The following is a 26359-nucleotide window of genomic DNA, read 5'->3' on the forward strand; positions in this document are numbered from 1 at the left end:
CTAGGCCGGGACGGGTTCGGCGGCGGCCTCGGGTTCGGCGGCCTGCTTGGCGCGGTCCTTGGCCTCGCGGCGGGCGAGGATCCAGACGCCGACCGGGATCATCGCGGTGAACAGCCACCACTGGACGGCGTAGGCCATGTGCGGGCCGATGTCGGAGTGGTTGGGCTCGGGGATGAGCTGGGGCTGGTCGGCCGGGGCCGGGGTGGTGCCGGCGAGTTCGAGGTAGCCGCCGAGGAGTGGAGCGCCGGTCTCCTTGGCCTGCTCGGCGGTGTTGATCAGGTTGAACTGGCGGTCGGGCAGGCCGGTGCGGTCCTTGATGCCGCTGGCGCCGTAGGTCTCCTCGGCGCGCAGGCGGCCGGTGAGGGAGACCTCGCCGGCCGGGGCGGCCGGGACCGGCGGGTACTGGGTGGCGCCGTCGCCGGAGGCGACCCAGCCGCGGTTGACCAGGACGGTGCCCTTGCCGTCGGAGAGCTTCAGCGGGGTGACGACGAAGTAGCCGATCGACCCGTTGGAGTCGGTGCGCTTGCGGACCACGAACTCGTGCGCCGGGTCGTACTGGCCGGTGGCGGTCACCGCGCGCCAGGTGAGGTCCTGGGGGACGGCGAAGCCGGTGGTCGGCGACAGGGTGTCGAACGGCACAGGGGCGGCCGTGAGGGCCCTGCCGATCAGCTCGTTCCGGGCCACCCGCGCCTCGTGGCGGTGCAGCTGCCAGAAGCCCAGCTTGATCGTCGCGGGGATCAGCAGCAGCGCGATCAGCATGGTGATCAGCCACTGGCGGGTCAGCAGAAATCGGTACACATGGGAACGGTACGCCGACTTCACAACGGGCTCACGCACCGGGGTGCGGGGCGACCTCGCGCAGGAGCTGGAGGAAGGCGTCCTCGGTGACCACCGGGGTGCCGACCTCGCGGGCCTTGCGGGCCTTGCCGCTCCAGCTGTCCGGTTCGTTGGTGACCAGCAGGCTGGTGAGGCGGCTCACCGAGGTGGCGATGTGCAGGCCGGCCTCGACGGCGCGGTCCTCCAGGAGTTCGCGGTCGGTGGAAGTGTCGCCGGTGAACGCCACCCGCATGCCCTGGACCAGCGGGCTGCCGTCCTCCCAGCGCCCCGGGTTGGGGTACGGGCAGGGCGGGCGCTTCCTGGCCTGGCGGTAGCTTGCTCCGGTCCAGGAGGCGCGGCCGGGGCCGGCGGGCTCGTCGTCGCCGAGGTCGGCGACCGCGACGCAGTTCTGCAGCGGCAGCGGAACCCCGCCCAGTCGGGCGAGGTGCAGGCTGGGGCGGAAGGCCTCGGCGAGCACCCGGGCGTCGTCCAGGGCGTTGTGGGCGTGGCGCTGCCGCACGCCGAAGTGGGCGGCGAGCGAGGACAGCTTGCCGTTGGGCAGCGGCAGGCGCAGGTCGCGGGAGAGGACCATGGTGCACAGCCGCTGCTCGACCGGGGCGCGCAGGCCGGCCCGGGAGAACTCGCGGGAGATCATGTTCCAGTCGAACAGCGCGTTGTGCGCGACCAGGACCCGGCCGCGCAGCCGGTCGGCGAGCTCGTCGGCGATCTGCGGGAAGGTCGGGGCGGTGGCGAGCAACTCGGCGGTGAGGCCGTGGATCCAGACCGGGCCGGGATCCCGCTCGGGGTTCACCAGCGTGTACCAGTGGTCGGTGACCTCGCCGTCGGGGTCCAGCTGGTAGACGCCCGCCGAGATGACGCGGTCGGAGCGGCCGAGACCGGTGGTCTCGACGTCGACGACCGCGAAGCCCTCGGCGGGGGCGGCGGAGCGCTGGGCGGGGACCGGCGAGGTCCGCGGCGCACCGTACGTCTCGGGCTGGATCGGTTGCATGGTCCAACAGGATAAGGGGCGGCAGCGGCGGCCCCGGTCGGAAGGTTCCGACCGACCGGCCGGAATAGAGTGGTCAGCGGGGGTGTCGTACACCTGGTCGAGATCGTTCTCCTGTGAGGAACAGCGCATGCGAGCCACCGTGATCCACGGCCCCAACGACATCCGGATCGAAGAGGTGCCGGACCCGGTGATCCAGCACCCGACGGACGTGGTGCTCCGGGTGCTGAACGCCTGCATCTGCGGCAGCGACCTGTGGGCGTACCGCGGGGTGGCGCAGCGGGTGGCCGGGCAGCGGATCGGCCACGAGTTCCTGGGCGTGGTCGAGGAGGCCGGCGCCGAGGTGCGCGGCTTCGCGAAGGGCGACCTGGTGGTCGCGCCGTTCGTCTGGTCGGACGGGACGTGTGATTTCTGTCGCGAGGGCCTGCACACCTCCTGCCCGCACGGCGGCTTCTGGGGGCAGGTCGGCTCGGACGGCGGCCAGGGCGAGGCGGTGCGGGTGCCGTTCGCGGACGGGACGCTGGTGAAGCTGCCGAAGGAGGCCGCGGGCGACGAGAAGCTGCTGCCCGGGCTGCTGGCGCTGTCCGACGTGATGTCGACCGGGCACCACGCGGCGGTCTCGGCGCGGGTGCGGCCCGGGGCGACGGTCGCGGTGGTCGGCGACGGCGCGGTGGGCCTGTGCGGCGTGCTGGCGGCGCACCGGCTCGGCGCGGGCCGGATCATCGCGCTGGGCCGGCACGCGGCCCGCACTGAGCTGGCCCGGCGCTTCGGCGCGACGGACGTGGTGGCCGAGCGCGGGGACGCCGCGGTGGAGGCGGTCAGGGAGCTGACCGGCGGCCAGGGCGCGCACGCGGTGCTGGAGGCGGTCGGCACCGAGGAGTCGATGCGCACGGCCGTCTCGATCACCCGGGACGGCGGCGCGGTCGGGTACGTAGGGGTGCCGCACGGCGGCAGCGCGGGCGTGGACATCGGTCAGATGTTCGGCCGGAACGTTTCGCTGAACGGCGGCGTCGCGCCGGCCCGGGCGTACATTCCCGAACTCCTGCCGGACGTGCTGTCGGGCGCCATCGAGCCGGGCCTGGTCTTCGACCGCACGGTCGGCCTGGACGGCGTTCCGGACGGCTACCGGGCGATGGACGACCGTTCGGCCCTGAAGGTCCGCATCGTGTTCTGACGTTGCGTCAAGAGGGGTGGCACCGCCGGGCGGTGCCACCCCTTTCGTGTGGGGCGGGGGTGTCCGGACGTGGCGGGGGTGGCGGTTTTCGGCCAAATGGGTAGCGCTAGGGGGTGAACGGCCGACCGATCGCGGTCAACCCCTTTCGGTGCGGGCACGACGCTCCTAGCATTGCGCGGCGCACACGAGGAATGTGACGCCCCTCACGTTCACTCGTTCCCCTGCGTGACCGCCACGTGAAGGACTGAGGAGACAGAGTGGATTCGCCGCCGATTGCCGCCGCCCCTACGGAAGTCCAACTCATCGACGACAGTGAGGAGTTCGGTAACCTGCGGCGCTCGTTCCGGAGCTTCGCCTTTCCGGTCACCATCGGCTTCGTGCTCTGGTACCTGCTCTACGTGCTGCTCTCGTGCTACGCCCCCGGTCTGATGCGCACCAAGGTCGTCGGGCACGTCAACGTGGCGCTGATGCTCGGCCTGCTGCAGTTCGCCACCACCTTCCTCATCGCCGCCTGGTACGCCCGCTACGCGGACCGGCGGATCGACCCGGTCGCGACCGCGATCCGCGAGGCGCACGGTGCCGTCGTCCACGCCCCCCGGGAGTCCGCCGAATGACCCTGCTCGCCAGCTCCGCCACCGAGCACCGCGGCCTGACGATGACCCTGTTCGGGATCTTCGTCCTGGCCACCCTCGGCATCACCGTCTGGGCCGGACGGCAGACCAGGAGCGCCGCCGACTTCTACGCAGGCGGCCGGGGCTTCACCGGCTTCCAGAACGGCCTGGCCATCTCGGGGGACTACATGTCCGCCGCCTCCTTCCTCGGCATCGCCGGCACCATCGCGCTCACCGGCTACGACGGCTTCCTCTACTCGATCGGCTTCCTGGTCGCCTGGCTGGTCGCGCTGCTGCTGATCGCCGAACCGCTGCGCAACTCCGGCCGCTTCACCATGGCGGACGTGCTCGCGTTCCGGATGCGCCAGCGCCCGGTGCGTACCGCGGCGGGCGTCTCCACCATCGTGGTGTCGATCTTCTACCTGCTCGCCCAGATGGTCGGCGCCGGGACGCTGGTGGCCCTGCTGCTCGGCGTCACCGGGGAGGGCGCCAAGCGCTGGACCATCCTCGCGGTCGGCGCGCTGATGATCATCTACGTGGTGATAGGGGGCATGAAGGGCACCACCTGGGTGCAGATCATCAAGGCGGTCATGCTGATCGCCGGCGCCGCGCTGATGACCGTCATGGTGCTGGCCAAGTACCACTTCAACCCCTCGGAGCTGCTCGGCGCCGCCGCGAGCGCCAGCGGCAAGGGCGCGGCCTTCCTCGAACCCGGACTGAAGTACGGCGCCAGCGACACCACCAAGCTCGACTTCATCAGCCTCGGCATCGCGCTGGTGCTCGGCACCGCGGGCCTGCCGCACATCCTGGTCCGCTTCTACACCGTGCCCACCGCCAAGGCCGCCCGGAAGTCGGTGCTCTGGGCGATCGGCATCATCGGCGTCTTCTACCTGATGACCCTGGCGCTCGGCTTCGGAGCGGCGGCCCTGGTCGGTTCCAAGGCGATCAAGGCGGCCAACGCGGCCGGCAACACCGCCGCCCCGCAACTCGCCGAAGTGCTCGGCGGCGGTGCGGGCACCACCGGCGGCGCGATCATGCTCGCGGTCATCTCGGCCGTCGCCTTCGCCACCATCCTCGCCGTGGTCGCCGGGCTCACCCTCGCCTCCTCGGCCTCCTTCGCCCACGACCTGTACGCCAACGTGATCCGGCGCGGCAAGGCGAGCGAGAAGGAGGAGGTGCGGTCGGCGAAGTGGGCCGCGGTGGTGATCGGCGCGATCTCCATCGTGCTCAGCCTCTACGCGGGCAAGCTCAGCACCGCCGCCCTGGTCGCGCTGGCCTTCGCGGTGGCCGCCTCGGCGAACCTGCCGACCCTGCTCTACTCGCTGTTCTGGAAGCGCTTCACCACCGCCGGCGCCGTCAGCTCGGTCTACGCCGGCCTGGTCTCCTCGGTGGTGCTGGTGGCCTTCTCCCCGGTGCTGTCCGGCGCGAAGACCTCGCTCTTCCCGGACCTGGACTTCCACTGGTTCCCGCTGGAGAACCCCGGCCTGGTCTCCATCCCGATCGGCTTCCTGGCCGGCTGGCTCGGCACCCTGCTCTCCCGCGAACGACCCGACCCGGCGAAGTACGCTGAACTGGAGGTCCGCTCACTGACCGGACTGGGCGCCCATTGATCGTCCCGCGATGACTATGCTGGCCCGGCCCGCCGTGACGGTGGCCGGGCCGGCCGCATCTCGGGGAAGGACCGCACGTGTTGCTCGACACCTTCGGACGGCAGGCCGTCGACCTGAGGGTCTCCCTCACCGACCGGTGCAACCTCCGCTGCACCTACTGCATGCCGGAGGAGGGCCTGCAGTGGCTCGCCAAGCCGGACCTGCTGACCGACGAGGAGATCGTCCGGCTGGTCACGGTCGCCGTGCGCGACCTGGGCGTCCGGGAGGTCCGGTTCACCGGCGGCGAGCCGCTGCTGCGCCCCGGACTGGTCGCCGTCGTGGCCGCCTGCTCGGAGCTGGAACCGCGCCCCGAGCTCTCGCTGACCACCAACGGCATCGGGCTGGCCCGTACCGCGACCGCGCTGCGCGAGGCCGGGCTCGACCGCGTCAACGTCTCGCTGGACACCCTCGACCCCGAGGTGTTCCACACCCTCACCCGCCGCCACCGCCACCAGGACGTCCTGGACGGGCTGGCCGCCGCCGAGGCCGCCGGACTGGCGCCGGTGAAGCTGAACACGGTGCTGATGCGCGGGGTCAACGACCACGAGGCGGCCGACCTGCTGGCCTGGTGCCTGGAGCGGGGCTACGAGCTGCGCTTCATCGAGCAGATGCCGCTGGACGCCCAGCACGGCTGGAGCCGCGAGTCGATGGTCACCGCGACGGAGATCCTCGACCTGCTCCGCGCCCGCTTCACGCTCACCCCGGAGCCGTCCGCCCGCCGGGGGGCGGCGCCCGCCGAACGCTGGCTGGTGGACGGCGGCCCGGGCCGGGTGGGCGTGATCGCCTCGGTCACCCGGCCGTTCTGCCGGGCCTGCGACCGGACCCGGCTGACCGCCGACGGACAGGTGCGCAACTGCCTGTTCGCGACCGGCGAGACGGACCTGCGCGGGGCGCTGCGCTCGGGTGCCGACGACGCGGAGCTGGCCGCGCTGTGGCGGGCGGCGATGTGGGGCAAGAAGGCCGGGGCCGGGATCGACGACCCGGAGTTCCTGCAGCCCGAGCGGCCGATGTCCGCGATCGGCGGTTAGACCGGCTCCTCGGGGGACTCGGGAGCCCAGTCGGCGAAGGCGACGACCTCCTTGAGGAAGCCGCGCACGCCGAGGAACCCGGACAGGTGCTCGCGGTGCTCGTCGCAGGCGAGCCAGGTCTTGCGGCGGTCCGGGGTGTGCAGCTTGGGGTTGTTCCACACCAGCACCCAGCCGGCGTCCGCCCGGCAGCCCTTGGCGGAGCAGATCGGCGTCTGCGGGGTGTCCATCGGGCCGTCCTCAGCGATAGCGGGAAGTCTGCACCGCCAGTCTGTCACGCACGGTCGGAGCGTCCGGCTCCGGGCGTGGCGACGCCGGGCAGCCACGGGGGGAGCTGCCCGGCGTCGGTCCGTCGCTCCGACGGGGGATGCGGAGCGCGTACGCAGTATGTCACGCCAGGACCCTCGGATGGGGAGGTCTTGCATGATTAATCTGAGCTTCTTTTGAGCTTTCGTCGAGCCGTGTGGGGGTGAAGCGGGGTGAAACGGACGGTCAGTCCACGTCCTGTGAAGGATCGGTGGCAGCGGCCTTTGCCTCTCCTGTACCAGCGGCCGCAGCGGCCCCACCGTTCCCACCCGTCCCGCCGGGGCCCAGCATCAGCGGGGTGTCCAGCGGGATGTCGAAGGTGCTCGGCAGGCCCGGCGCCCGCTCCCGGCCCGCGTTGGCGACCAGCACCGCGAAGTACGGCAGCAGCACCGCGCCCGCCAGCGCCGCGAACGCCAGCCACCGCTGGACGTCCCACAGCACCACCGCGAGCAGCACGCAGACGGTGCGGAGCAGCATCGAGATGACGTAGCGGCGCTGGCGCCCCCGGACGTCCTCGGTGAGGCTGCTGCGCGCCCCCGTGATCCGGAAGACCTGCCCGTCGTCCGCGCTCTTGCCCATGTGCCCTACCCGCCCTCGCCCGCTCCCGCGCGCCTGGCCGCGCGGCCTCCTCACGGTACGCCCGGGGGGCCGCGGCGACGAGGCCGGGTGGGCCGGACCCACCCGGTCGGGTCAGCGAAGGGCCTGTCCGGCGGAGCCCGGCGGCCGGGAGCCGCCGGGCGGGCCCTTCGGGAGTGCCGGGCTACGAGCGCCGGGAGAGGTACCTCGGGGGCACGGCGTCGGTGAGCCAGACGCCGTTCTCGCTGAGCCGGAACTCGTGGCCGGCCGCCGTCATCGCGGCCGCGTTCACGGTCAGCACCACCGGGCGGCCGTGCCGGGCGCCGACCCTGGTCGCCGTCTCGGTGTCCGCCGAGAGGTGGACGTCCCGGCGGGCCATCGGGCGCAGGCCCTCGCGGAAGATCGCCGCCAGGTGCCGGTCGGCGGTGCCGTGGTAGAGCACGTGGGGCGGCACGGCGGCGGCCAGGCCGAGGTCGACCGCCACCGTGTGGCCCTGGTTCGCGCGGATCGAGAGACCGTCCGGTGAGTAGCCGAAGCGGCGCTTGTTGTTGTCGGCGACGACGCGGTCCAGCTCGGCCCGGCTGAGCGGCCTGCCGTTCGCCGCGAGCGCGGCGAGCAGTTCGTCGATCCGGACCCAGCCCGCCCCGTCCAGGGCGACCCCCACCAGCGCGGGCTCGTGCCGCAGGATGCGCGACAGCATCCGGCTCGACCTGGCCAGCCGCTTCTCGTCCGTCATGTCTCTCGTATCCCCCCGACGGCCAGCGGCTAAGAGGCCTGGCTGACCGAACTCATGTTGAAGTCCGCGACCCGCACGGGCGGCATCGCGGTGCGGGTGAAGTAGTCGCTCCACTCGCGGGGCAGGCAGCGTTCGGTGCGGCCCACCTCGGTGATCCGGTCGAGCAGGTCCACCGGGGACTCGTTGAACCGGAAGTTGTTGACGGCGCCGACGACCTCGCCGTTCTCCACCAGGTAGACGCCGTCCCGGGTGAGGCCGGTGAGCAGCATCGTCGCCGGGTCCACCTCGCGGATGTACCAGAGGCAGGTGAGCAGCAGGCCGCGCTCGGTGCGGGCGATCATCTCGTCCAGGGTCGGCGCCGACTCCTGGCCGGCCGTCTCCAGCACCAGGTTGTCGACGGCCGGGCGCAGCGGCAGGCCGGTGAGGCCGGCCGCGTGGCGGCTGGTGACCAGGTCGTTCAGCACGCCCTCGCGGATCCACTCGGTCGCGGCGATCGGCTCGCCGTTGTCGAAGACCGAGACGTCGCCGCCGGTGGCGTGCGCGAGGACGAACGGCGCGGCCTCCAGGCCGGGCTCGTCCGGGTCGGAGCGCAGCGTCAGCGGCAGGCCGCTGAGCTTGTCGCCGATCCGGGTGCCCCCGCCGGGCTTGGAGAAGACCGTCCGGCCCTCCTGGGCGTCCCGGCCGCCGCAGGACCAGTTGAGGTAGATCATCAGGTCGGCGACGGCCGAGGGCGGCAGCAGCGTCTCGTAGCGGCCGGCCGGCAGGTCCACCGTGCGGGTGCCCCAGCCGAGGCGCCTGGTCAGCTCGGTGTGCAGGGCCGGGACGTCGATGTCGGTGAAGTCCCGGGTGGCGGCGCCGACCCAGGCGGAACCGGACAGGTCGGCCGTCTTGGCGTTGATCTCGACCATGCCGGTGGGCTGGTCGTGGCGCAGCCGCAGGCCGGTGGAGGTGCCGAGGTAGCTGGTGGTGAGCTCGTGCCGGGCGAAGCCGTACAGCAGCTCGCCCTGTGCGGCGGCGCGGGCGAAGGCCTCGCCGAGGGCCGGGCCGAAGGCCTCGAACACCTCGATCGAGGTCTGCGCGGGCGGCTGGGTGAAGTGCGGGGACGGCGGCCGGTCGGCGACCAGGGGCTGGGCGTCCTCGGCCGGGCCGGCCGCGCGGGCCGCCGCCTCGGCGGCCCGCACCAGGCCCTCGACCTCCTCCGGGGTGACGGCCTCGCGGGAGACCACGCCGGAGGCGGTGCCCTCGGCGCCGGCCACGGTGGCGATCACGGTGAGCCGGCGGCCGCGGGTGACGCCGTTGGTGGTCAGGGCGTTCGCGGCCCAGCGCAGGTTGGTGGTGGACTCCTCGTCGGCGATCACCACGCAGCCGTCGGCGCGGGAGAGGCCGAGTGCCAGCTCGACGAGTTCGTGGGGCTGCATCGCGGTCGTCGCGGACATCGCGGTCATCAGTGACCCGCCTCCTGCTGGGTGTTGAGCACGTTGACGTTCCGGAACAGTGCCGACGGGCAGCCGTGGCTGACCGCCGCGATCTGGCCGGGCTGCGCCTTGCCGCAGGTGAAGGCGCCGCCGAGGACGTAGGTCTGCGGGCCGCCGACCGCCGCCATCGAGCCCCAGAAGTCGGTGGTGGTGGCCTGGTAGGCGAAGTCCTTGACCTGGCCCGCGAGTTCGCCGTTCTTGATGGCGTAGGCCCGCTGGCCGGTGAACTGGAAGTTGTAGCGCTGCATGTCGATCGACCAGGAGCGGTCGCCGACGATGTACAGGCCGTCCTCGACCTGCGCGAACAGGCCCTCGGTGTCCGGGCCGTCGGCGGCGGGCTGGAGCGAGACGTTGGCCATCCGCTGCACCGGCACGTGCGCCGGGGAGTCCGCGAAGGAGCAGCCGTTGGAGCGCTCGAAGCCCTTCAACTTGGCCATGCCGCGGTCCAGTTGGTAGCCGACCAGGACGCCGTCCCGGATCAGGTCCCAGGACTGGGTGGCGACGCCCTCGTCGTCGTAGCCGATGGTGGACAGGCCGTGCTCGGCGGTGCGGTCGCCGGTGACGTGCATCAGGCCGGAGCCGTACTCGAGGGTGCCGAGCCGGTCGAAGGTGGCGAAGGAGGTGCCGGCGTAGGCGGCCTCGTAGCCCAGCGCGCGGTCCAGCTCGGTGGCGTGGCCGATCGACTCGTGGATGGTCAGCCAGAGGTTGGACGGGTCGATGACCAGGTCGTAGCGGCCGGCCCGGACGCTCGGGGCCTTCATCTTCTCGGCCAGCAGGACGGGCAGTTCGGCGAGCTCGGCGTCCCAGTCCCAGCCGCCGTCGCCGGTGCCGTTGCCGTTGCCGCCGCCGCCACTGCGGCTGCCGGTGAGGTACTCGAAGCCGCGGCCGACCGGCGGCGCCAGGGTGCGCATCGAGTCGAAGGCGCCGGTGCGGCCGTCGACCGAGGTGGCCTCCAGCTCCGAGTGCAGCCGGATCCGCTGCTGGGTGGTCACCGTGCCCGCGGTGTCCGCGTAGAACTTGTTCTCCTGGACGGTCAGCAGGGCCGCCTGGACGTGCGAGACGCCGTCGGCGGCCAGCAGCCCGGAGCTGCGCTCGGCGAGCAGCGCGGTCTTCTCGGCGTCCGGCACCTCGAACGGGTTGACCTCGTACGCGGAGACCCAGGTGACGTCCCGGTGGACCGGCTCGTCGGCCAGCTCGACCCGCTCGGCGGAGCCGGCCGCCCGGCTGATCCCGCCGGAGAGGCGGGCCACCGCGACGGCCTGCTCGGCCACCCGGGCCGCCGCGTCGGTGGTGAGGTCGACGCCCGCGGCGAAGCCCCAGGCGCCGTCCAGCAGCACCCGGACGGCGAAGCCGAGCCGCACGCTGTCGGAGGTGCCGGCCGGACGGGCGTCGCGCAGCCGCCAGGCGGCGCTGCGGATCCGCTCCAGGCGGAAGTCGGCGTGGCTCGCGCCGAGTTCGCGGGCCCGGGCGAGGGCGGCGTCGGCGAGGGTGCGCAGCGGCAGGGCGAGGAACAGCGGGTCGACGGCGCGCCCGTGCGCGGCGCCGGCGCCGTCGGCCGGAGGGATCGGAGGCAATCGGGCTCCCAGGTCGCGGAGGGTGGCGGTGCGGCGCCACAGGGGCGCCCGCACCGCATCATTTCCCGTCCACCCGGTTTCCGGCCAGCGCATTTCGACCGGGGCGCTGCGGTTTCGGCCAGGTCCGCGCCGGTACTGGTGCCGTTGCCGGTGTTGTTGCCGCTGCCGGTGTTGTTGTCGTACGGGCCGTCAGCCGGCGGCCTCCCACCAGCCGTCGAGCTCCGGCGGGTTGTCGACGTCCACCCGCTCGCCGGGGCGCGGCACGGCCAGCGGGACGGCGTGCTCCTTCGCCTCCTTCACCAGCCGCTCGATCGGCTCGGCCCACCGGTGCAGGCCCAGGTTGAAGGTGCACCAGTGGACGGGCACCAGCAGGCCGGCGGTCAGGTCCCGGTGGGCGAGGACGGCGTCCTCGGGGGTCATGTGGATGTCCGCCCAGGCCGCGTCGTAGGCGCCGATCTGGACCAGCGCGGCGTCGAACGGGCCGTGCTGCTCGCCGATCCGGGCGTAGCCCTCGAAGTAGCCGGAGTCGCCGGTGTAGAAGACCCGGCGGTCCGGGCCGGCGATCACCCAGGAGCCCCACAGGGTGGTGTTGCGGGTCAGGCCGCGGCCGGAGAAGTGGTGTGCGGCGGTCAGGGTGAGCACCAGCTCGCCCAGGTTGCAGGTCTCGTCCCAGTCCAGCTCGATGATCCGGTGTTCGGGGACGCCCCAGCGGCGCAGGTGGGCGCCGATGCCGAGCGGGACGGCGAACGGCGCGGACTGGCTGCGGACCAGGCGCTTGACCGTCGCCATGTCCAGGTGGTCGTAGTGGTCGTGCGAGATCAGCACGGCGTCGACCTGCGGCAGTTCCTCCAGCTCGACCGGCACGGGGTGCAGCCGCTTGGGGCCTACGTGCGCGGAGGGGGAGCAGCGGTCGCTCCAGATCGGGTCGAGCAGCACCCGGAAGCCCTGGATCTCCACCAGCGCGGAGGCGTGCCCGTACCAGGTGATCTCCACGCCTTCGGCGGCCGGCCCGGGCCGGGTGGCCGGGCGGACGGTCGGCACCGGGTGGGCGGGGACGCGGCCCTCGCGCTCGAAGAGCATCCGGCGGGCGGTGGCGCTGTCGAAGCCGGGGGCGCCGCTGGTGCGGGCAAGGGTGGAGGGGGCGTTGTGGAAGACGCCGTCGCGGTACTGCGGGGAGTTGCGCACCCGCTCCTCGCGCTCGCCGTCCGGCCGCCGGCCGAACGCCGCCGGCAGGTCGCGCAGCGCCCAGGCGGCCGCGCCCAGGCCGGCCGCCAGGGCGGTGAGGGCCAGCTGTCGTCCGCGTCCGGGGGTGCTCCCGGGCCGTGCCTTGGTCATCCGCTCTGCCTTCGTCGCTCGCCGGGGTGGTCGGGGATCGGTACGGCCGGGCTGGGCCGGCCGGCACCACGGGGGCAACGGGTGCGCCCGTCCGTGTTGTTCCCGCACAGTAGTCCCGATCGGGGCGGTGGCAGGGGCCCGGGGCGATGCCCACCGGACCTGGTCCGAGCTGCGGGGACGGATTGTCGGATTGCGACAGTTCCTTCGGGGTGGCGCTGTGGGAGCCCGATGCGCCGCCATCGGCGACCGCCCGATAGCGTCACACTGCGTACGCATTCCGACGTACGTGCTCACACACGGAGAGAGGTGGATCGTTGAGCCGCTCGGTTCTCGTCACCGGAGGAAACCGGGGCATCGGCCTCGCGATCGCCCAGGCCTTCGCCGAAGCGGGCGACAAGGTCGCCATCACCAGCCGCTCGGGCGAGGTGCCCGAGGCCCTGGCGAAGTACGACGTCCTCGCGGTCCGCTGTGACATCACGGACGCCGCGCAGGTCGACGCCGCCTTCACCGAGGTCGAGCAGAAGCACGGCGCCGTCGAGGTGCTGGTCGCCAACGCGGGCATCACCAACGACACCCTGCTGCTGCGCATGTCGGAGGACGACTTCACCTCCGTCCTGGACACCAACCTCACCGGCGCCTTCCGGGTGGTCAAGCGCGCCTCGAAGCTGATGATGCGGGCCAGGAAGGGCCGGGTCGTCCTGATCTCGTCCGTGGTGGGCCTGTCCGGCTCGCCGGGCCAGGCCAACTACGCCGCCTCCAAGGCCGGCCTGGTGGGCTTTGCCCGCTCGCTGGCGCGTGAGCTCGGCCCGCGCAACATCACCGTCAACGTGGTCGCTCCCGGCTTCGTCGACACCGACATGACCGCCGTGCTCGGCGACGAGCGCCGCGCGGAGATCGTCGCGGGCGTGCCGCTGGGCCGCTACGCGGCGCCCGCCGAGGTCGCCTCGACCGTGCGGTTCCTCGGGTCGGACGAGGCCGCGTACATCACCGGAGCCGTCATTCCCGTTGACGGCGGATTGGGCATGGGTCACTGATCATGAGTGGAATCCTCGAAGGCAAGCGGATCCTGATCACCGGGGTGCTGATGGAGTCCTCCATCGCCTTCCACACCGCCAGGCTCGCCCAGGAGCAGGGTGCGGAGATCATCCTCACCGCCTTCCCGCGCCCGAGCCTGACCGAGCGGATCGCCAAGAAGCTGCCGAAGCCGGTCAAGGTGCTGTCGCTGGACGTCTCCAGCCCCGAGGACCTGGCGGGCATCGCCGACCAGGTCCGCGAGCACCTGCCGACCCTGGACGGCATCGTCCACTCGATCGGCTTCGCCCCGCAGGACGCCCTGGGCGGCAACTTCCTGGACACCCCGTGGGAGTCCGTGGCCACCGCCATGCACGTGTCGGCGTACTCGCTGAAGTCGCTGACGATGGCGCTGCTGCCGCTGATGCAGGACGGCGGCTCGGTGGTCGGCCTGACCTTCGACGCGCAGTTCGCCTGGCCGCAGTACGACTGGATGGGCCCGGCCAAGGCCGCCCTGGAGTCGACCAACCGCTACCTGGCGCGCTACCTGGGCGAGCGGGACATCCGCTGCAACCTGATCTCGGCCGGGCCGCTCGGCTCGATGGCCGCCAAGTCCATCCCGGGCTTCGGCGACCTGGCCGACACCTGGAACCACCGCTCCCCGCTGAAGTGGGACCTGACCGACCCGGAGCCGACCGGCCGCGGCGTCGTCGCGCTGCTGTCGGACTGGTTCCCGAAGACCACCGGCGAGATCATCCACGTCGACGGCGGTCTGCACGCCGTCGGCGCCTGACGCTCCGCCCGTACGCCGCTGCCCGGCACCCCCTCGAGGGGGTGCCGGGCAGCGGCGTTCCCGGACCCCTCCGGGCTGCTCAGGCCTCGGCCGTCGCACAGGCACCGATCGCGCGGCCGGCCTCGACCGAGGCGCGCTGGGCGTCGCCGGCCCGGATGGCCTCCAGGATGGTGTCGTGGCCGATGTAGCGCTCCGCGACCAGCTCCGGGCCGACGTCGTGCCGCAGGTGCGCGCGGGTGACCTCGCCGAGGTCGGCGTAGACGGCGAGCAGCACGTCGTTGTGGGCGGCGGCCACCACGGCCTGGTGGAAGGCGGCGTCGGCCTGGACGAAGTCCTCGGCGTCGCCGGAGTGCCAGGCGGCCTCCCGGCGGGCCAGCGAGGCGTCCAGCAGCTCCAGGTCGCGCGCGGTGCGGCGGTCGGCGGCCAGGCCTGCCGCGGAGGTCTCCAGCGCCGCCCGCAGCTCGGCGACCTGCGCCTGGTCGGCGTCGGCGAAGCGGCGGTGCATCACCCCGGCCAGCTCGCTGGTGGCCAGCACGTAGGTGCCGGAGCCCTGCCGGATGTCGAGCAGGCCGTTGTGCGCGAGGGCGCGGACGGCCTCGCGGACGGTGTTGCGGGCGACGCCGAGCTGCTCGACCAGGGCGGCCTCGGTGGGGATGCGCGATCCGACCGCCCACTCCCCGGAGGTGATCTGGGCGCGCAGCTGTGCGATCACCTGGTCGGACAGCGGGGTGCGCCTCGGCGAGGACAGCGCCACGGGGACTCCTTGCGAGTACGGCTCGGGTGGGGCCTGGGTGGAAGGTGGCCGGTGGATGAACGGTCGGCACATCATGCCAATTCCGAGGTGCATCAATTCATCCCATCATTCTATGATGGCGCACATGCCCGCAGCAGACACCACCGCTTCCCGACGGAACGAGGCCCGGCCGCAGACCGAGCGGCCCGCCGTCCCCGCCCCTTCCGCCGCCTCGGCTTCCACCGCCACCTCGTCCGCCTCCGCGACGTCGGCCCGCTCGGCTTCGGCCCGCTCCGCCAAGTACCTGGGCTGGCTGTTCGCCGTCGCGATCGCCGCCGCCGCCTTCAACCTGCGCCCCGTGGTCACCAGCCTCGGACCGCTGCTCGACCAGGTCCGCGCCGACCTCGGGATGAACCCGACCCTCGCCGGGCTGCTCACCGCCGTCCCGTCGCTGTGCTTCGCGCTGTTCGGCTTCGCCGCCCCGGCGGCGGCCCGCCGGTTCGGCCCGATCGCGGTGGTCACGGCGGGCATGGCCGCCATCACCGCGGGCGTGCTGGCCCGCTCCTTCGCCGGCGGCACCGCGGTGTTCCTGCTGCTGACGGCGCTCGCCCTGGCCGGCGTGGCGGTCTCCAACGTGCTGCTGCCGGTGGTCATCAAGCGGTACTTCCCGGAGAAGGTCGGGCCGATGATCGGCCTGTACTCGATGGCGCTCTCCGCCGGCACCGCCCTGGCCGCGTTGGTCAGCGTGCCGCTGACCAACGCCCTCGGCGGCGACTGGCGCCCCGGCCTCGGCGTCTGGGCCGCCCTGGGCGCGCTCGCCCTGGTGCTCTGGCTGCCGCTGCTGATCGCCAAGCGCGAGCGCGGCGAACGGGCGGACGGCGCCGCCGCCCCGGTCAGGCTGCCGATCACCCGCAGCCGTACCGCGTGGGCCCTGGCCTGCTTCTTCGGCCTCCAGGCCACCGGCGCGTACGTGGTGATGGGCTGGCTGCCGAAGATCTTCCAGGACGCCGGCGTCGACAAGGGCACCTCCGGGGCACTGCTCGCGGTCACCATGGTGATCGGCGTGCCGGTCTCCTTCGTGCTGCCCAACCTGGCCGCCCGCCGCGGCGACCAGCGGCTCTTCGTCGTGGTGCTGGCCTGCTGCGGCATCGCCGGGTACACCGGGCTGGCGCTGGCCCCGGCCGGGGCGCCGTGGGTCTGGGCGGCCCTGGTGGGCCTGTCCAACTGCGCCTTCCCGCTGGTGCTGACCATGATCGGGCTGCGCGCCCGGACCGCGGGCGGGGTGGCCCAGCTGTCCGTCTTCGCGCAGGGCGTCGGGTACCTGATCTCCGTCGTGGGCCTGATCCTGATCGGCCCGATCTACCAGATCACCGGCGAGTGGTACTGGCCGCTGGGCTTCCTCGCGCTGCTGCTGGTGCCGCAGATGCTGTTCGGCCTGCGGGCCGCGCGGGCCCGGCACATCGAGGACGAGGCGGTCCACCCGGCGGAGCGGACGGCCGGGGCCTGACGGCGGCGGGCCGGCGGGTCCGCGTGCGGGGCCGGTGGCGCCCGCGTATGGCCACGGCCACCTCGCACACGGCCGAAGCACCGGGAAGGTCAAGCTCCGGCCAAGGCGGCGGGGCCACCGCAGGACGGGCGTGTGCGGGATGGGAGAATTCCCGACATGCCCGTTCTCGACCCCAACCCGACCGACGGCCGCAAGCAACTCGGCCGTATCGCCCTGGCCTTCGCCGCCATCGTGGTGCTGGTGGCGGTCATCGCCTCCGTCGCCACCTCGATGGGCTGACGGCCGACCGACCGCCGCCCCACGCCCCGGTGAACGGAGCGTGACGGCGCCCGCCACCCCTGGGAGTGGCAGCGCCCGGGAGCACCGCGCCCCCGGGCGGCTTTTCTGCCAAGCTTGCTGGGTATGAGCGCCGACACGCCCCGCAGGATCATCGTTCTCCGCCATGCCAAGGCCGACTGGCCGGACGGCGTCGACGACCACGACCGGCCGCTGGCCGACCGGGGCCGCCACCAGGCCCCGGACGCCGGCCGCTGGCTGGTCGACTCCGGCATCAACCCCGACTACGTGCTCTGCTCCACCGCCCTGCGCACCCGCGAGACGTGGAAGCTCGCCGCGCACGAACTGCCGAAGCGGGCCCGCAGGACCGTGTACGAGGACCGGATCTACGAGGCCAGCCCGGGCGAGATCATCGCCGTCCTCCAGGAGACCCCCGAGGAGTTCGCGGACGTGGTGCTGGTCGGCCACAATCCGGGCGTGCTGGGGCTGACCCAGGTGCTGGCGGGGGACGCGGGCGACCGGGACGCGCTGGAGCGGCTGCGCCTCGGCGGCTTCCCGACGGCGGCGATCGCGGTGCTCAGCTTCAGCGGCTCGTGGAAGGGCGTCGAGCCCGGCGTGGCCGAGTTGGTCTCGTACCACACGCCGCAGGACTGACCCCGGAAACACAGTCGAGGGGCACGCGGATCCGTCCGCGCGCCCCTCGACTGCGTCCGTAGACCCTCCTCGGGCGGGCCCGGCAGGAGGACCGTCACTCGGTGGGGGTGCCGTGCAGCACGTCGGCCGCCTCGACCTCCTCGCGGGTGATGCCCAGCAGGTACAGCACGGTGTCCAGGAACGGCACGTTCACCGCGGTGTCGGCGGCCTCGCGCACCACCGGCTTGGCGTTGAAGGCCACCCCGAGCCCGGCCGCGTTCAGCATGTCCAGGTCGTTGGCGCCGTCGCCGATCGCCACCGTCTGCTCCAGCGGCACCTTCGCCTGCTCGGCGAAGCGGGCCAGCCAGCGGGCCTTGCCGGCCCGGTCCACGATCTCGCCGACCACCCGGCCGGTGAACCTGCCGTCCACCACCTCCAGGGTGTTCGCGGCCGCGAAGTCCAGCCCCAGCTGCTCCACCAGGTGGTCGGTGACCTGGGTGAACCCGCCGGACACGATCGCGACCTGGAAGCCGAGGCGCTGCAGCGTACGGATCAGGGTGCGGGCGCCCGGAGTGAAGCGGACCTCCGCCCGGACCTTCTCGGTCACCGAGGCGTCCAGCCCGGCGAGCAGCGCCACCCGGGCCCGCAGCGACTCGGCGAAGTCCAGCTCGCCGCGCATCGCCGCCGCCGTCACCTCGGCGACCTGCTGCTCGCAGCCCGCGTGGGCGGCGAACAGCTCGATCACCTCGTCCTGGATGAGCGTGGAGTCGACGTCCATGACCACCAGGCGCTTGGCCCGGCGCTCCAGACCGGCCGCCACCACCGCGACGTCCACCCGCTGGGTGGCCGCCTCCTGGGCCAGCTCGGCCCGCAGTTCGTCGGTGGCCACACCGGAGACGGCCAGTTCGACCGCCGTCACCGGGTACTTGGCGAGTCGGAACACCCGGTCGATGTTGCCGCCCGCCGCGGTGACCCGGGAGGTCAGCGCGGAGACGGCGGCGGCGGTCAGCGGATGACCGAGCACCGTGACGTGCGAACGGCCCTCGCGGCGGGGCCGGTTGTCGCCGATGCCGGAGAGGATCTCGGCCTGGAGCTTCTGCTCGTCGGCCCAGCGGTGGACGGTGGCCCGCAGACCGCCCTCGGCGCCGGGAGCCGTGGGCGGGGTGACCAGGGCGCACAGCGTGATGCGGCCACGGGTCACGACCTGCTCGATGTCGATGACGTCGACGCCGAAGCCGGCCAGCGTCGCGAAGAGGCCGGCGGTGATGCCGGGACGGTCCTTGCCGAACACCTTGACGAGCAGGGTGCGCTCGTCCGCGGTCCGGTGCTGGGCGGCGGGGAGGGGCTCAGCGGCCAGGGGCGATGCGTTCATGGTGCCTCCCACGCTACCCGTCGCCCGGTGGGCCGAGGGCACCCGTCCCACCTCGCGGGACGCCGCGGCCCCGGGCTCCGGTAGCAGCCTGGTCACAGTCACCCGGGCCGACTTTCATCGGTGGTCGACGGGCTGGAATGATTCCCCCCGTCAGTCACAGGAACAGCGCACCCCCGGCCGGGGGCCACAATTCGGGGGAACCGAGAGAGCGGGGCAGGCGAGCAGTGCCGCAACTCGTCATTGATATCAACGGACAGCAGCGGACTCTGGAGCCCGGGCGGTCCTACACCATCGGGCGCAACCCGCAGTCGGACTTCCCGTTCGACGACGCCAGGGTCTCCTGGCACCACGGAACCATCAGCTTCAACGGCAGCGGCTGGCTGCTGGACGACCACGGCAGCACCAACGGCACGTACGTGGCCGGGGCCCGTACCCTGCAGGCCCAGCTGTTCCCCGGCGCCGTGGTCAACCTGGGCAACCCGGAGAACGGCCCCCGGCTCGGCTTCTCCGCGCCCGCGCACGCGGCCGCCCCGCAGGCCACCCCGGTGCACGAGGCCGCCACCAGCCGCGGCCCGGTGCCCACGCCCCAGCCGCCCGGCCCGCAGCAGGGCTGGCCGCAGCCGGACCCGTACCAGCAGCCGCAGCAGGGCTGGCCGGGTCAGCCGCAGGCCCAGCAGCCGTTCCCGCAGCAGCCGTTCCCGCAGCAGCCGTTCCCGCAGCAGCAGTACGCGCCGCCGCAGCCCCAGCAGGGCGGCTTCCCGCAGGACCAGGGCTTTCCCCAGGACCAGGGCTTCCCGCAGCAGCAGGGCTTCGAGCCCCCGCCGCAGCAGGGCGGTGGCGGCCCGCAGCCGACCATCATCCGCAACCTGACCTCCTCGATGCGCACCGCCCGGATCGGTCGCGCGCTCGACAACGACATCGTGGTGTCCGACCTCCAGGTCTCCCGCCACCACGCCGAGCTGCGCCAGCTCCCGGACGGCCGCTACGAGATCGTCGACCTCGGCAGCCACAACGGCATCTTCCTCAACGGCCAGCGGGTCCAGCGTCAGCTGATGGGACCGCAGGACCGGCTGACCGTCGGCCACTCCAGCTTCGTGCTGGTCGGCGACCAGCTGCAGGAGTTCGTCGACACCGGCGCGGTCTCCTTCTCCGCCCGCCACCTGACCGTCGAGGTCGAGCACAAGGGCGGCAAGAAGATCCTGCTCAACGACGTCAGCTTCGGCGTCCCGGAGAAGTCCCTGGTCGCGGTCATCGGCCCGTCCGGCTCCGGCAAGTCCACCCTGCTGCGCGCCCTCACCGGCTACCGCCCGGCCGACCGCGGCGAAGTGCTGTACGACGGACGCAACCTGTACAAGCAGTTCGCCGAACTCCGCTCGCGCATCGGCCTGGTGCCGCAGTCCGAGATCCTGCACCGCGAACTCACCGTCCGCTCCGGCCTCAAGTACGCGGCCCAGCTGCGCTTCCCCGGCGACACCGAGGCGCGCGAGCGCGCGGCCCGGATCGACGAGGTGCTGTACGAGCTGCGCCTGGACAAGCGCGCCGACAACAAGATCACGGCGCTCTCGGGCGGCCAGCAGAAGCGCGTCTCGGTCGCGCTGGAGCTGCTCACCAAGCCGTCGCTGATCTTCCTGGACGAGCCCACCTCGGGCCTCGACCCGGGCATGGACCGCGAGGTCATGCAGATGCTGCGCGGCCTCGCCGACGACGGCCGCACCATCCTGGTCGTCACCCACTCGGTGGCCGAACTCGCGCTCTGTGACCGGCTGCTGGTGATGGCGCCGGGCGGCTCGGTGGCCTACTTCGGCCCGCCGGACGAAGCCCTGCACTTCTTCGGGTACGAGACCTGGGCGGACGTCTTCCAGGCCTTCGAGAACTACCCGGACCACGACTGGGCCGGTCGCTACCGCGGCTCGGTGCACTACCAGCAGTACTCCGCCCCCACCGTGGATGCGGGCGAGGTCCAGCACGTGCAGGTGGCCCAGGAGGCCGTCAAGCCGCCGAAGCCGCAGAGCTGGGGCTCCCAGCTGTGGACGCTGATGCGGCGCTACATGTCCGTGCTCGCCTCCGACCGCGGCTTCCTCGCCCTGTCGGTGCTGCTGCCCGCGGTCATCGGCGCGGTCAGCGTGCTGATCCCCAACGAACCGGGGCTCGCGCCCAACCCGAAGACGCAGCTCCACCTCAACAGCGGCGCCGCGACGATCATGCTGATCCTGGCGATCGGGGCGTGCTTCTCCGGAGCGGCCAACTCGGTCCGCGAGTTGATCAAGGAGCGGGCGATCTACGAGCGGGAACGGGCCACCGGGCTCTCCCGCTCGGCGTACATGATGTCCAAGATCATCGTGCTGGGCTTCTTCAGCGTGATCCAGGGCGCCATCATCTCCGCCGTCGGCTTCCTGCCGCGCAAGCTGCCCGAGCACGGCCTGATCGTCAAGGACCTGCCGCTCATCGAGATGACCATCGGCATGATCCTGCTGAGCTTCGCCGCGATGATGTTCGGCCTGATGATCTCCGCGCTCGTGAAGACCGCCGAGAAGACCATGCCGCTGCTGGTCATGTTCGCCATCGTCCAGGTCGTCTTCACCGGCTGCCTCTTCCAGATCTTCGGCAAGCCCGGTCTGGAGCAGGTCGCCTGGCTGATGCCGGCCCGCTGGGGCACCGGCATCGTGTCCGCCACGCTCGACCTGTCCACGCTCATGGGCCCCTGGAACAAGGACTTCCAGCACCCGAACTACGACCCGCTCTGGAAGCACTCGGCGGCCCAGTGGGCGATCGACGCGGGCGTGCTGGTCCTGATCTCGGTCCTCATCGGCGTCCTCGTCACCCGGCTCCAGCGCCGGCACGAGCCCGAGGTCATGCAGAAGGGCTGACCCCGGCTGACTCCCGCCTGACCCTAGGGCGGCCCTCCCCACGTGGAGGGCCGCCCTTCGCCGTCTCCGTCGCCGACCCGGTGCGGTGCGTCGCGGGCCCGGTGCGACGCCTCGTGGGCCCAGCGGCCTAGGTCCCCGGACCCGCACCCCGCGCGGCTGCGGGCGGACGCGACCGCCGCGGCCACGGCGGTACGTTGGCGGTATGCCCAGCCCCACCGGAGACCACCACCCGGCCCACCAGGGCCCGCTGCCCGCCTGCGACCCGTGCCTGGCCGGGATCGAGGCCGTCAGCCAGGCCCTGCTCGCCATGAGCCGGCACCTGGAAGTCCGCGAGGTGCTGCGCCGCATCACCGCCTCCGCCCGGGAACTGCTCGGCGCCGAGTACGCCGCCCTGGGCGTGCCCGACGACCACGGCGGCTTCGCCCAGTTCGTGGTCGACGGCGTCACCGACGAGCAGTGGCGGGCGATCGGCCCGCTGCCCCGCCAGCACGGCGTGCTCGCCGCGATGCTGCACGAGACCGGCCCCACCCGCCTCGCCGACGTCCGCCGGGCACCCGCGTTCGGTGGCTGGCCCGCCGCCCACCCCGAGATGGACGCCTTCCTCGGCATGCCGATCCTGGACACCGACGCGGCCGAGGACGAGCCGCAGGTGATGGGCGTCATCTTCCTCGCCAACAAGAGCGGCGGCGGCCTGTTCACCGACCACGACGAGGAACTGCTGCGGATCCTCGCCGCGCACGCCGCCCTCGCCCTGTCCAACGCCCGGCTGTACGAGCGCAGCCGCGAACTCACCCTGGCCGGCGAACGCGCCCGGATCGCCCACGACCTGCACGACGCCGTCTCCCAGAAGCTCTTCTCGCTGCGCCTGACCGCCAAGGCCGCCGCCAAGCTCGTCGACCGCGACCCGGCCCGGGCCCGCGCCGAACTCGCCGAGGTCGCCCGGCTCGCCGCCGAGGCCGCCGACGAACTCCGCGCCGTCGTGGTGGAACTGCGCCCCGCCGCGCTGGAGGAGGACGGGCTGAGCGCCACCCTCGCCTCCCAGGTCCAGGTCCTCGACCGGGCGCACAATGCCGACGTCGCGTTCGCCGCCGACGGCGTCCGCGCCCTGCCGCCCGCGCAGGAGGCCGCGCTGCTGCGCGTCGCCCAGGAGGCACTGCACAACGCGCTGCGCCACTCCGACGCCCGCCGGGTCGCCGTCACCCTGGCCGGGACGCCCGCGCGCGGCGCCGTGCTGCGGGTGCGCGACGACGGGCGCGGCTTCGACCCCGAATCCGTCCGCCGGGCCGGCCGCCACCTCGGCCTGGCCTCGATGCGCGACCGCGCGGCCGCCGTCGGCGGCACGCTCACCCTGGAGTCGGCCCCCGGCCGGGGGACGCTCGTCGAGATGGAGGTCCCCGGTGCCTGAGAGCACACCGTCGATCCGCGTCCTGCTGGTCGACGACCACCAGGTGGTCCGGCGCGGGCTGCGCACCTTCCTGGAGGTCCAGGACGACATCGAGGTCGTCGGGGAGGCCGCCGACGGGGCGGAGGGCGTCGAGCGGGCCCGGGAACTCGACCCCGACGTCGTCCTGATGGACCTCAAGATGCCCGGCGTCGACGGGATCGAGGCGCTGCGCACGCTCAAGGGCGAGGGCAGCCGGGCCCGGATCCTGATCGTCACCAGCTTCACCGAGCACCGCACCATGGTGCCCGCGCTGCGGGCCGGCGCCGCCGGGTACGTCTACAAGGACGTGGACCCGGAGGCGCTGGCCGGCGCGATCCGCTCGGTCCACGCCGGCCACGTGCTGCTTCAGCCCGAGCTGGCCGAAGCCCTGCTCTCCGACGAGGGCCCGCGGGCGCCGCAGGGCCGCGGCGGCACCCTCACCGAGCGCGAGCGCGAGGTGCTCGGCCACATCGCCGACGGCCGCTCCAACCGGGAGATCGCGCGCAGCCTGCACCTGTCGGAGAAGACGGTGAAGACCCACGTCTCCAACATCCTGATGAAGCTGGACGTCGCCGACCGCACCCAGGCCGCGCTGTGGGCCGTCCGCAACGGCGAGGCCCGGGAGGCCGCCCCCGGGGCCTGACGACATGTCAGTGCCATGTGCAAGGGTGGCGCTGACACCACGTCGAAGGGGGCGCCATGGGGGAGCCGCGCACTGTGTACGGGCCGGTCACACTGGCCGGGGAGCTGGGGCTGACGGACCGCTCGTTCAAGCGCGCCCGACGGTTCGGCCTGGTGCCGGCGCCGGACGTCGAGGACAAGCGCTGGTCCCGGGAGCTCGCCGAGCCGGTGCTGGCGCGCCGGGAGGAGATCGCGGCCGCCCTGGCGGCGGACGAGGCCGAGCGCGCCGCGAAGTCCGCCGAGGCCACCGCCCGCGAACGCGACGCCTACGGGCCCGAGGTGCTGCGGCGGCGCCTCGGGCTGACCAGGTGGCAGTTCGACCAGGCGCGGCAGCAGGGCCTGCTGCCCGAGCCGGACACCGAGGCCGGCGAGTGGTCGGCGGAGCTGGAGGCCGGCCTGCGCGCCGACGCCGCGGCGCTCGTCGCCCGGCTGGGCACCGTGCCCCGGGTGGGCGCGGTGAAGGCCGCCACGGTCCTCGGGCACATCACCGGTCTCCCGGTGGCCGCCGAGGACGTCCGCCGGCTCACCGAGGCCGCGGCGCTCCGGCCGGACGGCGAGTTCAAGGGCCACCCCACCTACAGCCGGGACTCGCTGAACGCCGTCCCGGCCGCCGCGGTCGAGGAGGCGGTCACCGACCGGCTGCGCCGGACGGCAGCCGAGGCGGAGGCGGCCGCGGAGGCGCTGCGGGCCCGGCTGGCGGCGAGCCTGTCACCGGCCGAGGCGGCGGAGGAGCTGGGCTGGTCCGCCCGCCGCCTGGCGGCCGTCACGGAGCGCGGCGGCCTGGCCCTCGGACCGGACGGCCGCTACGACCGGGCGGAGGTGACGGCCGCGGCGGAGGCGGACCCGTGGCGCTGAAATCCCCGCGCTTCCGGCGGCGCGGGGACCGGACGGACCTGACGCCCGCGCGCGGGGGTCGGTTTCCGGCCAGGTGCGGGGGCGGGTGCCTGGCTTGGGTTGCCCGGCGGGGTGCCGCGAGCCGTCAGCGGGCCTCGCGCTCGTCCACCAGGGCGTTGTAGGCGGCCACCTGGGCCCGCCGGGCGGTGCGCCACAGCGGCGCCAGGGCGGACTGCCGCGCGGCCATCTCGGAGGCGCTGACGGCCGCGCCGTGGCCGCCCGAGGCGATCGACAGCAGCGTGGACACCTGGCGGGCCGACTCCAGCACCCGGACAGCCCGCGGCGGGTAGCCCGGTGCGAGCAGTTCGGCGTGCCCGCGCCGGCGGTACGCCTCCAGGGCGCGCAGGGCCTCCGGCCCGGCGCCGGCCACGTCGAGCCGGGTGAGCAGCACCGTCGCCTCGCGCAGCCCGTCCGCCAGCTCGCGCTCCGCCTCGTGCAGCGACGGCGCGTCCGCCGGCGGCCCGTCGTTGACCTCGGAGCAGCGCCACAGCACGGTCGCCGAGCGGTCCCCGACCGGGCCGTACACCTCGATCTCCGGCACCAGCCCGAGCGGCACCCCCACCGCCAGGACGGCCTCGCCCGCCGCCAGCGCCCGAGCGTTGAACGGCGCGGGGCCGGTCAGCCCCAGCGGGTGCCCCGTCGAGGGCAGCGCCAGGCGCAGGCCCTTCACCCCGAGCACCCGCAGCCGGCCCAGCGCCCAGGTCAGCCCGTGCTGCTCGCCCGGCTCGTCCCCGGGCAGCCCGGTCACCCGGTGGCTCTCGTCGGCGCCCAGCACCGCCTCGGCGGCGTTGTCGGGCGGCACCAGGCCCGCCAGCAGGGCGTTGCCCCAGGCGGCCAGGCGCCCCGAACGGGGCTCTTCGTACGGATTGTCGGCAGGTGTCGCGAGCATCCGGCCAGCCTACGGAATCGGCGGTCATCCGCGTGGCGTAGGTTTGCCCATGCGTGTGCGGCGCACCCACCCCGTGCCCACCGGCTGCCGGAGGAGGGGTGCCGCCCGCACCGACGGCCGAGAATCTGGTTTTTTGGGGAAGGCATAGGCATGAGCGACGTGCTGGAGCTGGTGGACGTATCCGTGGTCCGGGAGGGGCGCGCGCTGGTCGACCAGGTCTCGTGGTCCATCTCCGAGGGTGAGCGCTGGGTCATCCTGGGCCCGAACGGCGCCGGCAAGACCACCCTGCTGCAGATCGCCTCCTCGTACCTGTTCCCGACCTCGGGCAAGGTCACCGTGCTCGGCGAGAAGCTGGGCGAGATCGACGTGTTCGAGCTGCGCTCCCGGATCGGTCTGGCCGGCGCCGCGATGTTCGACAAGCTGCCGGCCGAGCAGACCGTGCTGCAGACGGTCCTCACCGCCGCGTACGGCATGACGGTCAGCTGGCAGGAGGCGTACGAGCAGTCGGACGAGTCCCGCGCCCTCGCGCTGCTCGACCGGCTCGGCATGGCCGGCCTCACCGGCCGCAAGTTCGGCACCCTCTCCGAGGGCGAGCGCAAGCGCACCCTGATCGCCCGCGCCCTGATGACCGACCCCGAGCTGCTGCTGCTCGACGAGCCCGCGGCCGGCCTGGACCTCGGCGGCCGCGAGGACCTGGTCCGCCGGCTCGGCGCGCTCGCCCAGGACGAGTTCGCCCCGGCCATGGCGATGGTCACCCACCACGTCGAGGAGATCGCGCCCGGCTTCAGCCACGTCCTGATGATCCGGCAGGGCAGGGTGCTCACGGCCGGCCCGATCGACACCGAGCTGACCGCCCGTAACCTCTCCAAGTGCTTCGGGCTGCCGCTCACCCTGGAGCGCCACGGGGACCGCTGGTCGGCCCAGGGCCTGCCGCTGGGCTGAGGCACCGTCCGCCCGTAGCCCGCCCGTCGTCCGCCCCCTCGTCCGTCCGGCATCC

The 26359-nt window shown here is 73.3% G+C and carries 25 protein-coding genes; 14 read left to right on the forward strand and 11 right to left on the reverse strand.

What is annotated here, in order from left to right:
- Both AC0B61_RS14635 and AC0B61_RS14640 read right to left on the reverse strand, forming a co-directional pair.
- Entirely contained in the window at nt 1-798 is a 798-nt protein-coding gene (locus tag AC0B61_RS14635; RefSeq protein WP_471741007.1) for an SURF1 family cytochrome oxidase biogenesis protein, read from the reverse strand.
- A gap of 31 nt (nt 799-829) precedes the next feature.
- Entirely contained in the window at nt 830-1825 is a 996-nt protein-coding gene (locus tag AC0B61_RS14640) for a DEDDh family exonuclease (protein ID WP_471741008.1), read from the reverse strand.
- 127 nt (nt 1826-1952) lie between these two features.
- Between AC0B61_RS14640 and AC0B61_RS14645 the strand changes: the two genes are divergently transcribed.
- The 4 genes from AC0B61_RS14645 to moaA all read left to right on the forward strand — a co-directional run bounded on the left by AC0B61_RS14645 (nt 1953) and on the right by moaA (nt 6284).
- Complete coding sequence (locus tag AC0B61_RS14645) at nt 1953-2996, forward strand: zinc-dependent alcohol dehydrogenase family protein (RefSeq protein WP_471741009.1); 1044 nt, start codon at nt 1953-1955, stop codon at nt 2994-2996.
- Between the two features lie 257 nt (nt 2997-3253).
- Nucleotides 3254-3610 carry a DUF485 domain-containing protein gene (locus AC0B61_RS14650; RefSeq protein ID WP_471741010.1) on the forward strand — a complete coding sequence of 119 codons (357 nt, stop codon included), beginning with the start codon at nt 3254-3256 and terminating at the stop codon, nt 3608-3610.
- The gene (locus AC0B61_RS14655) at nt 3607-5217 is read left to right on the forward strand and encodes a solute symporter family protein (RefSeq protein ID WP_471741011.1); all 1611 of its coding nucleotides are present in this window, start codon (nt 3607-3609) and stop codon (nt 5215-5217) included. The genes AC0B61_RS14650 and AC0B61_RS14655 overlap by 4 nt, the downstream gene beginning before the upstream one ends.
- Nucleotides 5218-5294: 77 nt before the next feature.
- A complete protein-coding gene (moaA, locus tag AC0B61_RS14660) occupies nt 5295-6284 on the forward strand; it encodes a GTP 3',8-cyclase MoaA (RefSeq protein ID WP_471741012.1) in 990 nt (329 codons plus the stop codon).
- Here the strand turns inward: moaA and AC0B61_RS14665 are convergent.
- The 6 genes from AC0B61_RS14665 to AC0B61_RS14690 all read right to left on the reverse strand — a co-directional run bounded on the left by AC0B61_RS14665 (nt 6281) and on the right by AC0B61_RS14690 (nt 12283).
- Entirely contained in the window at nt 6281-6511 is a 231-nt protein-coding gene (locus tag AC0B61_RS14665) for a hypothetical protein (RefSeq protein ID WP_471741013.1), read from the reverse strand. The genes moaA and AC0B61_RS14665 overlap by 4 nt on opposite strands.
- Before the next feature lie 262 nt (nt 6512-6773).
- Nucleotides 6774-7166 carry a DUF3099 domain-containing protein gene (locus AC0B61_RS14670; RefSeq protein WP_471741014.1) on the reverse strand — a complete coding sequence of 131 codons (393 nt, stop codon included), beginning with the start codon at nt 7164-7166 and terminating at the stop codon, nt 6774-6776.
- A gap of 181 nt (nt 7167-7347) precedes the next feature.
- Nucleotides 7348-7899: an RNA 2'-phosphotransferase gene (locus AC0B61_RS14675; protein ID WP_471741015.1), complete on the reverse strand. Its 552-nt coding sequence runs from the start codon at nt 7897-7899 to the stop codon at nt 7348-7350.
- A gap of 29 nt (nt 7900-7928) precedes the next feature.
- Complete coding sequence (locus AC0B61_RS14680; RefSeq protein WP_471741053.1) at nt 7929-9335, reverse strand: metallopeptidase TldD-related protein; 1407 nt, start codon at nt 9333-9335, stop codon at nt 7929-7931.
- Between the two features lie 8 nt (nt 9336-9343).
- Nucleotides 9344-10948, reverse strand: a complete 1605-nt coding sequence (locus AC0B61_RS14685) for a TldD/PmbA family protein (protein ID WP_471741016.1) — start codon at nt 10946-10948, stop codon at nt 9344-9346.
- A 189-nt stretch (nt 10949-11137) separates the two neighbouring features.
- Nucleotides 11138-12283, reverse strand: coding sequence for an MBL fold metallo-hydrolase (locus AC0B61_RS14690; RefSeq protein ID WP_471741017.1), 1146 nt, complete (start codon nt 12281-12283; stop codon nt 11138-11140).
- 314 nt (nt 12284-12597) lie between these two features.
- Here AC0B61_RS14690 and fabG point away from each other — a divergent pair, with 314 nt between their 5' ends.
- Both fabG and fabI read left to right on the forward strand, forming a co-directional pair.
- Nucleotides 12598-13317 (forward strand): 3-oxoacyl-[acyl-carrier-protein] reductase, encoded by a 720-nt coding sequence (fabG, locus tag AC0B61_RS14695; protein ID WP_471741018.1) that lies wholly within the window; start codon nt 12598-12600, stop codon nt 13315-13317.
- 2 nt (nt 13318-13319) lie between these two features.
- Nucleotides 13320-14087, forward strand: coding sequence for an enoyl-ACP reductase FabI (fabI, locus tag AC0B61_RS14700; protein ID WP_471741019.1), 768 nt, complete (start codon nt 13320-13322; stop codon nt 14085-14087).
- Nucleotides 14088-14166: 79 nt separating this feature from the next.
- Here fabI and AC0B61_RS14705 read toward each other — a convergent pair whose 3' ends face one another.
- Nucleotides 14167-14841 (reverse strand): FadR/GntR family transcriptional regulator, encoded by a 675-nt coding sequence (locus AC0B61_RS14705; protein WP_471741020.1) that lies wholly within the window; start codon nt 14839-14841, stop codon nt 14167-14169.
- 124 nt (nt 14842-14965) lie between these two features.
- Here AC0B61_RS14705 and AC0B61_RS14710 point away from each other — a divergent pair, with 124 nt between their 5' ends.
- From AC0B61_RS14710 to AC0B61_RS14720, 3 genes are all read left to right on the forward strand, one after another.
- Nucleotides 14966-16327, forward strand: coding sequence for an MFS transporter (locus AC0B61_RS14710; RefSeq protein ID WP_471741021.1), 1362 nt, complete (start codon nt 14966-14968; stop codon nt 16325-16327).
- Nucleotides 16328-16483: 156 nt separating this feature from the next.
- Nucleotides 16484-16606 carry an SGM_5486 family transporter-associated protein gene (locus tag AC0B61_RS14715; RefSeq protein WP_267883116.1) on the forward strand — a complete coding sequence of 41 codons (123 nt, stop codon included), beginning with the start codon at nt 16484-16486 and terminating at the stop codon, nt 16604-16606.
- 123 nt (nt 16607-16729) lie between these two features.
- Nucleotides 16730-17257, forward strand: coding sequence for a SixA phosphatase family protein (locus AC0B61_RS14720; RefSeq protein ID WP_471741022.1), 528 nt, complete (start codon nt 16730-16732; stop codon nt 17255-17257).
- A gap of 94 nt (nt 17258-17351) precedes the next feature.
- On the opposite strand, the gene serB is transcribed toward AC0B61_RS14720, so the two are convergent.
- Nucleotides 17352-18608 carry a phosphoserine phosphatase SerB gene (gene serB, locus AC0B61_RS14725; protein ID WP_471741023.1) on the reverse strand — a complete coding sequence of 419 codons (1257 nt, stop codon included), beginning with the start codon at nt 18606-18608 and terminating at the stop codon, nt 17352-17354.
- 224 nt (nt 18609-18832) lie between these two features.
- Between serB and AC0B61_RS14730 the strand changes: the two genes are divergently transcribed.
- The 4 genes from AC0B61_RS14730 to AC0B61_RS14745 all read left to right on the forward strand — a co-directional run bounded on the left by AC0B61_RS14730 (nt 18833) and on the right by AC0B61_RS14745 (nt 24434).
- On the forward strand, nt 18833-21475 hold the full coding sequence (locus AC0B61_RS14730; RefSeq protein WP_471741024.1) for an FHA domain-containing protein: 2643 nt from the start codon (nt 18833-18835) through the stop codon (nt 21473-21475).
- Nucleotides 21476-21677: 202 nt separating this feature from the next.
- On the forward strand, nt 21678-22880 hold the full coding sequence (locus tag AC0B61_RS14735) for a GAF domain-containing sensor histidine kinase (RefSeq protein ID WP_471741025.1): 1203 nt from the start codon (nt 21678-21680) through the stop codon (nt 22878-22880).
- Entirely contained in the window at nt 22873-23541 is a 669-nt protein-coding gene (locus AC0B61_RS14740) for a response regulator (protein WP_471741026.1), read from the forward strand. The genes AC0B61_RS14735 and AC0B61_RS14740 overlap by 8 nt, the downstream gene beginning before the upstream one ends.
- Before the next feature lie 56 nt (nt 23542-23597).
- A complete protein-coding gene (locus tag AC0B61_RS14745) occupies nt 23598-24434 on the forward strand; it encodes a hypothetical protein (RefSeq protein ID WP_471741027.1) in 837 nt (278 codons plus the stop codon).
- A gap of 124 nt (nt 24435-24558) precedes the next feature.
- Here the strand turns inward: AC0B61_RS14745 and AC0B61_RS14750 are convergent, their stop codons facing one another.
- On the reverse strand, nt 24559-25362 hold the full coding sequence (locus AC0B61_RS14750) for a hypothetical protein (RefSeq protein ID WP_471741028.1): 804 nt from the start codon (nt 25360-25362) through the stop codon (nt 24559-24561).
- Between the two features lie 150 nt (nt 25363-25512).
- On the opposite strand from AC0B61_RS14750, the gene AC0B61_RS14755 reads away from it, so the two are divergent.
- On the forward strand, nt 25513-26304 hold the full coding sequence (locus tag AC0B61_RS14755) for an ABC transporter ATP-binding protein (RefSeq protein ID WP_471741029.1): 792 nt from the start codon (nt 25513-25515) through the stop codon (nt 26302-26304).
- Nucleotides 26305-26359: the final 55 nt, after the last annotated feature.

It is taken from the genome of Kitasatospora sp. NPDC023385 (assembly GCF_055664045.1).

What these genes read in the sequence shown, in the direction of transcription:
- AC0B61_RS14665 (WP_471741013.1), bottom strand. Translation starts at nt 6,511, where the DNA reads ATGGACACCCCGCAGACGCCGATCTGCTCCGCCAAGGGCTGCCGGGCG.
- AC0B61_RS14645 (WP_471741009.1), top strand. Translation starts at nt 1,953, where the DNA reads ATGCGAGCCACCGTGATCCACGGCCCCAACGACATCCGGATCGAAGAG.
- AC0B61_RS14750 (WP_471741028.1), bottom strand. Translation starts at nt 25,362, where the DNA reads ATGCTCGCGACACCTGCCGACAATCCGTACGAAGAGCCCCGTTCGGGG.
- AC0B61_RS14680 (WP_471741053.1), bottom strand. Translation starts at nt 9,335, where the DNA reads ATGTCCGCGACGACCGCGATGCAGCCCCACGAACTCGTCGAGCTGGCA.
- AC0B61_RS14720 (WP_471741022.1), top strand. Translation starts at nt 16,730, where the DNA reads ATGAGCGCCGACACGCCCCGCAGGATCATCGTTCTCCGCCATGCCAAG.
- AC0B61_RS14710 (WP_471741021.1), top strand. Translation starts at nt 14,966, where the DNA reads ATGCCCGCAGCAGACACCACCGCTTCCCGACGGAACGAGGCCCGGCCG.
- AC0B61_RS14675 (WP_471741015.1), bottom strand. Translation starts at nt 7,899, where the DNA reads ATGACGGACGAGAAGCGGCTGGCCAGGTCGAGCCGGATGCTGTCGCGC.
- AC0B61_RS14745 (WP_471741027.1), top strand. Translation starts at nt 23,598, where the DNA reads ATGGGGGAGCCGCGCACTGTGTACGGGCCGGTCACACTGGCCGGGGAG.
- AC0B61_RS14755 (WP_471741029.1), top strand. Translation starts at nt 25,513, where the DNA reads ATGAGCGACGTGCTGGAGCTGGTGGACGTATCCGTGGTCCGGGAGGGG.
- serB (WP_471741023.1), bottom strand. Translation starts at nt 18,608, where the DNA reads ATGAACGCATCGCCCCTGGCCGCTGAGCCCCTCCCCGCCGCCCAGCAC.
- AC0B61_RS14715 (WP_267883116.1), top strand. Translation starts at nt 16,484, where the DNA reads ATGCCCGTTCTCGACCCCAACCCGACCGACGGCCGCAAGCAACTCGGC.
- AC0B61_RS14670 (WP_471741014.1), bottom strand. Translation starts at nt 7,166, where the DNA reads ATGGGCAAGAGCGCGGACGACGGGCAGGTCTTCCGGATCACGGGGGCG.
- AC0B61_RS14640 (WP_471741008.1), bottom strand. Translation starts at nt 1,825, where the DNA reads ATGCAACCGATCCAGCCCGAGACGTACGGTGCGCCGCGGACCTCGCCG.
- AC0B61_RS14655 (WP_471741011.1), top strand. Translation starts at nt 3,607, where the DNA reads ATGACCCTGCTCGCCAGCTCCGCCACCGAGCACCGCGGCCTGACGATG.
- fabI (WP_471741019.1), top strand. Translation starts at nt 13,320, where the DNA reads ATGAGTGGAATCCTCGAAGGCAAGCGGATCCTGATCACCGGGGTGCTG.
- AC0B61_RS14690 (WP_471741017.1), bottom strand. Translation starts at nt 12,283, where the DNA reads ATGACCAAGGCACGGCCCGGGAGCACCCCCGGACGCGGACGACAGCTG.
- AC0B61_RS14735 (WP_471741025.1), top strand. Translation starts at nt 21,678, where the DNA reads ATGCCCAGCCCCACCGGAGACCACCACCCGGCCCACCAGGGCCCGCTG.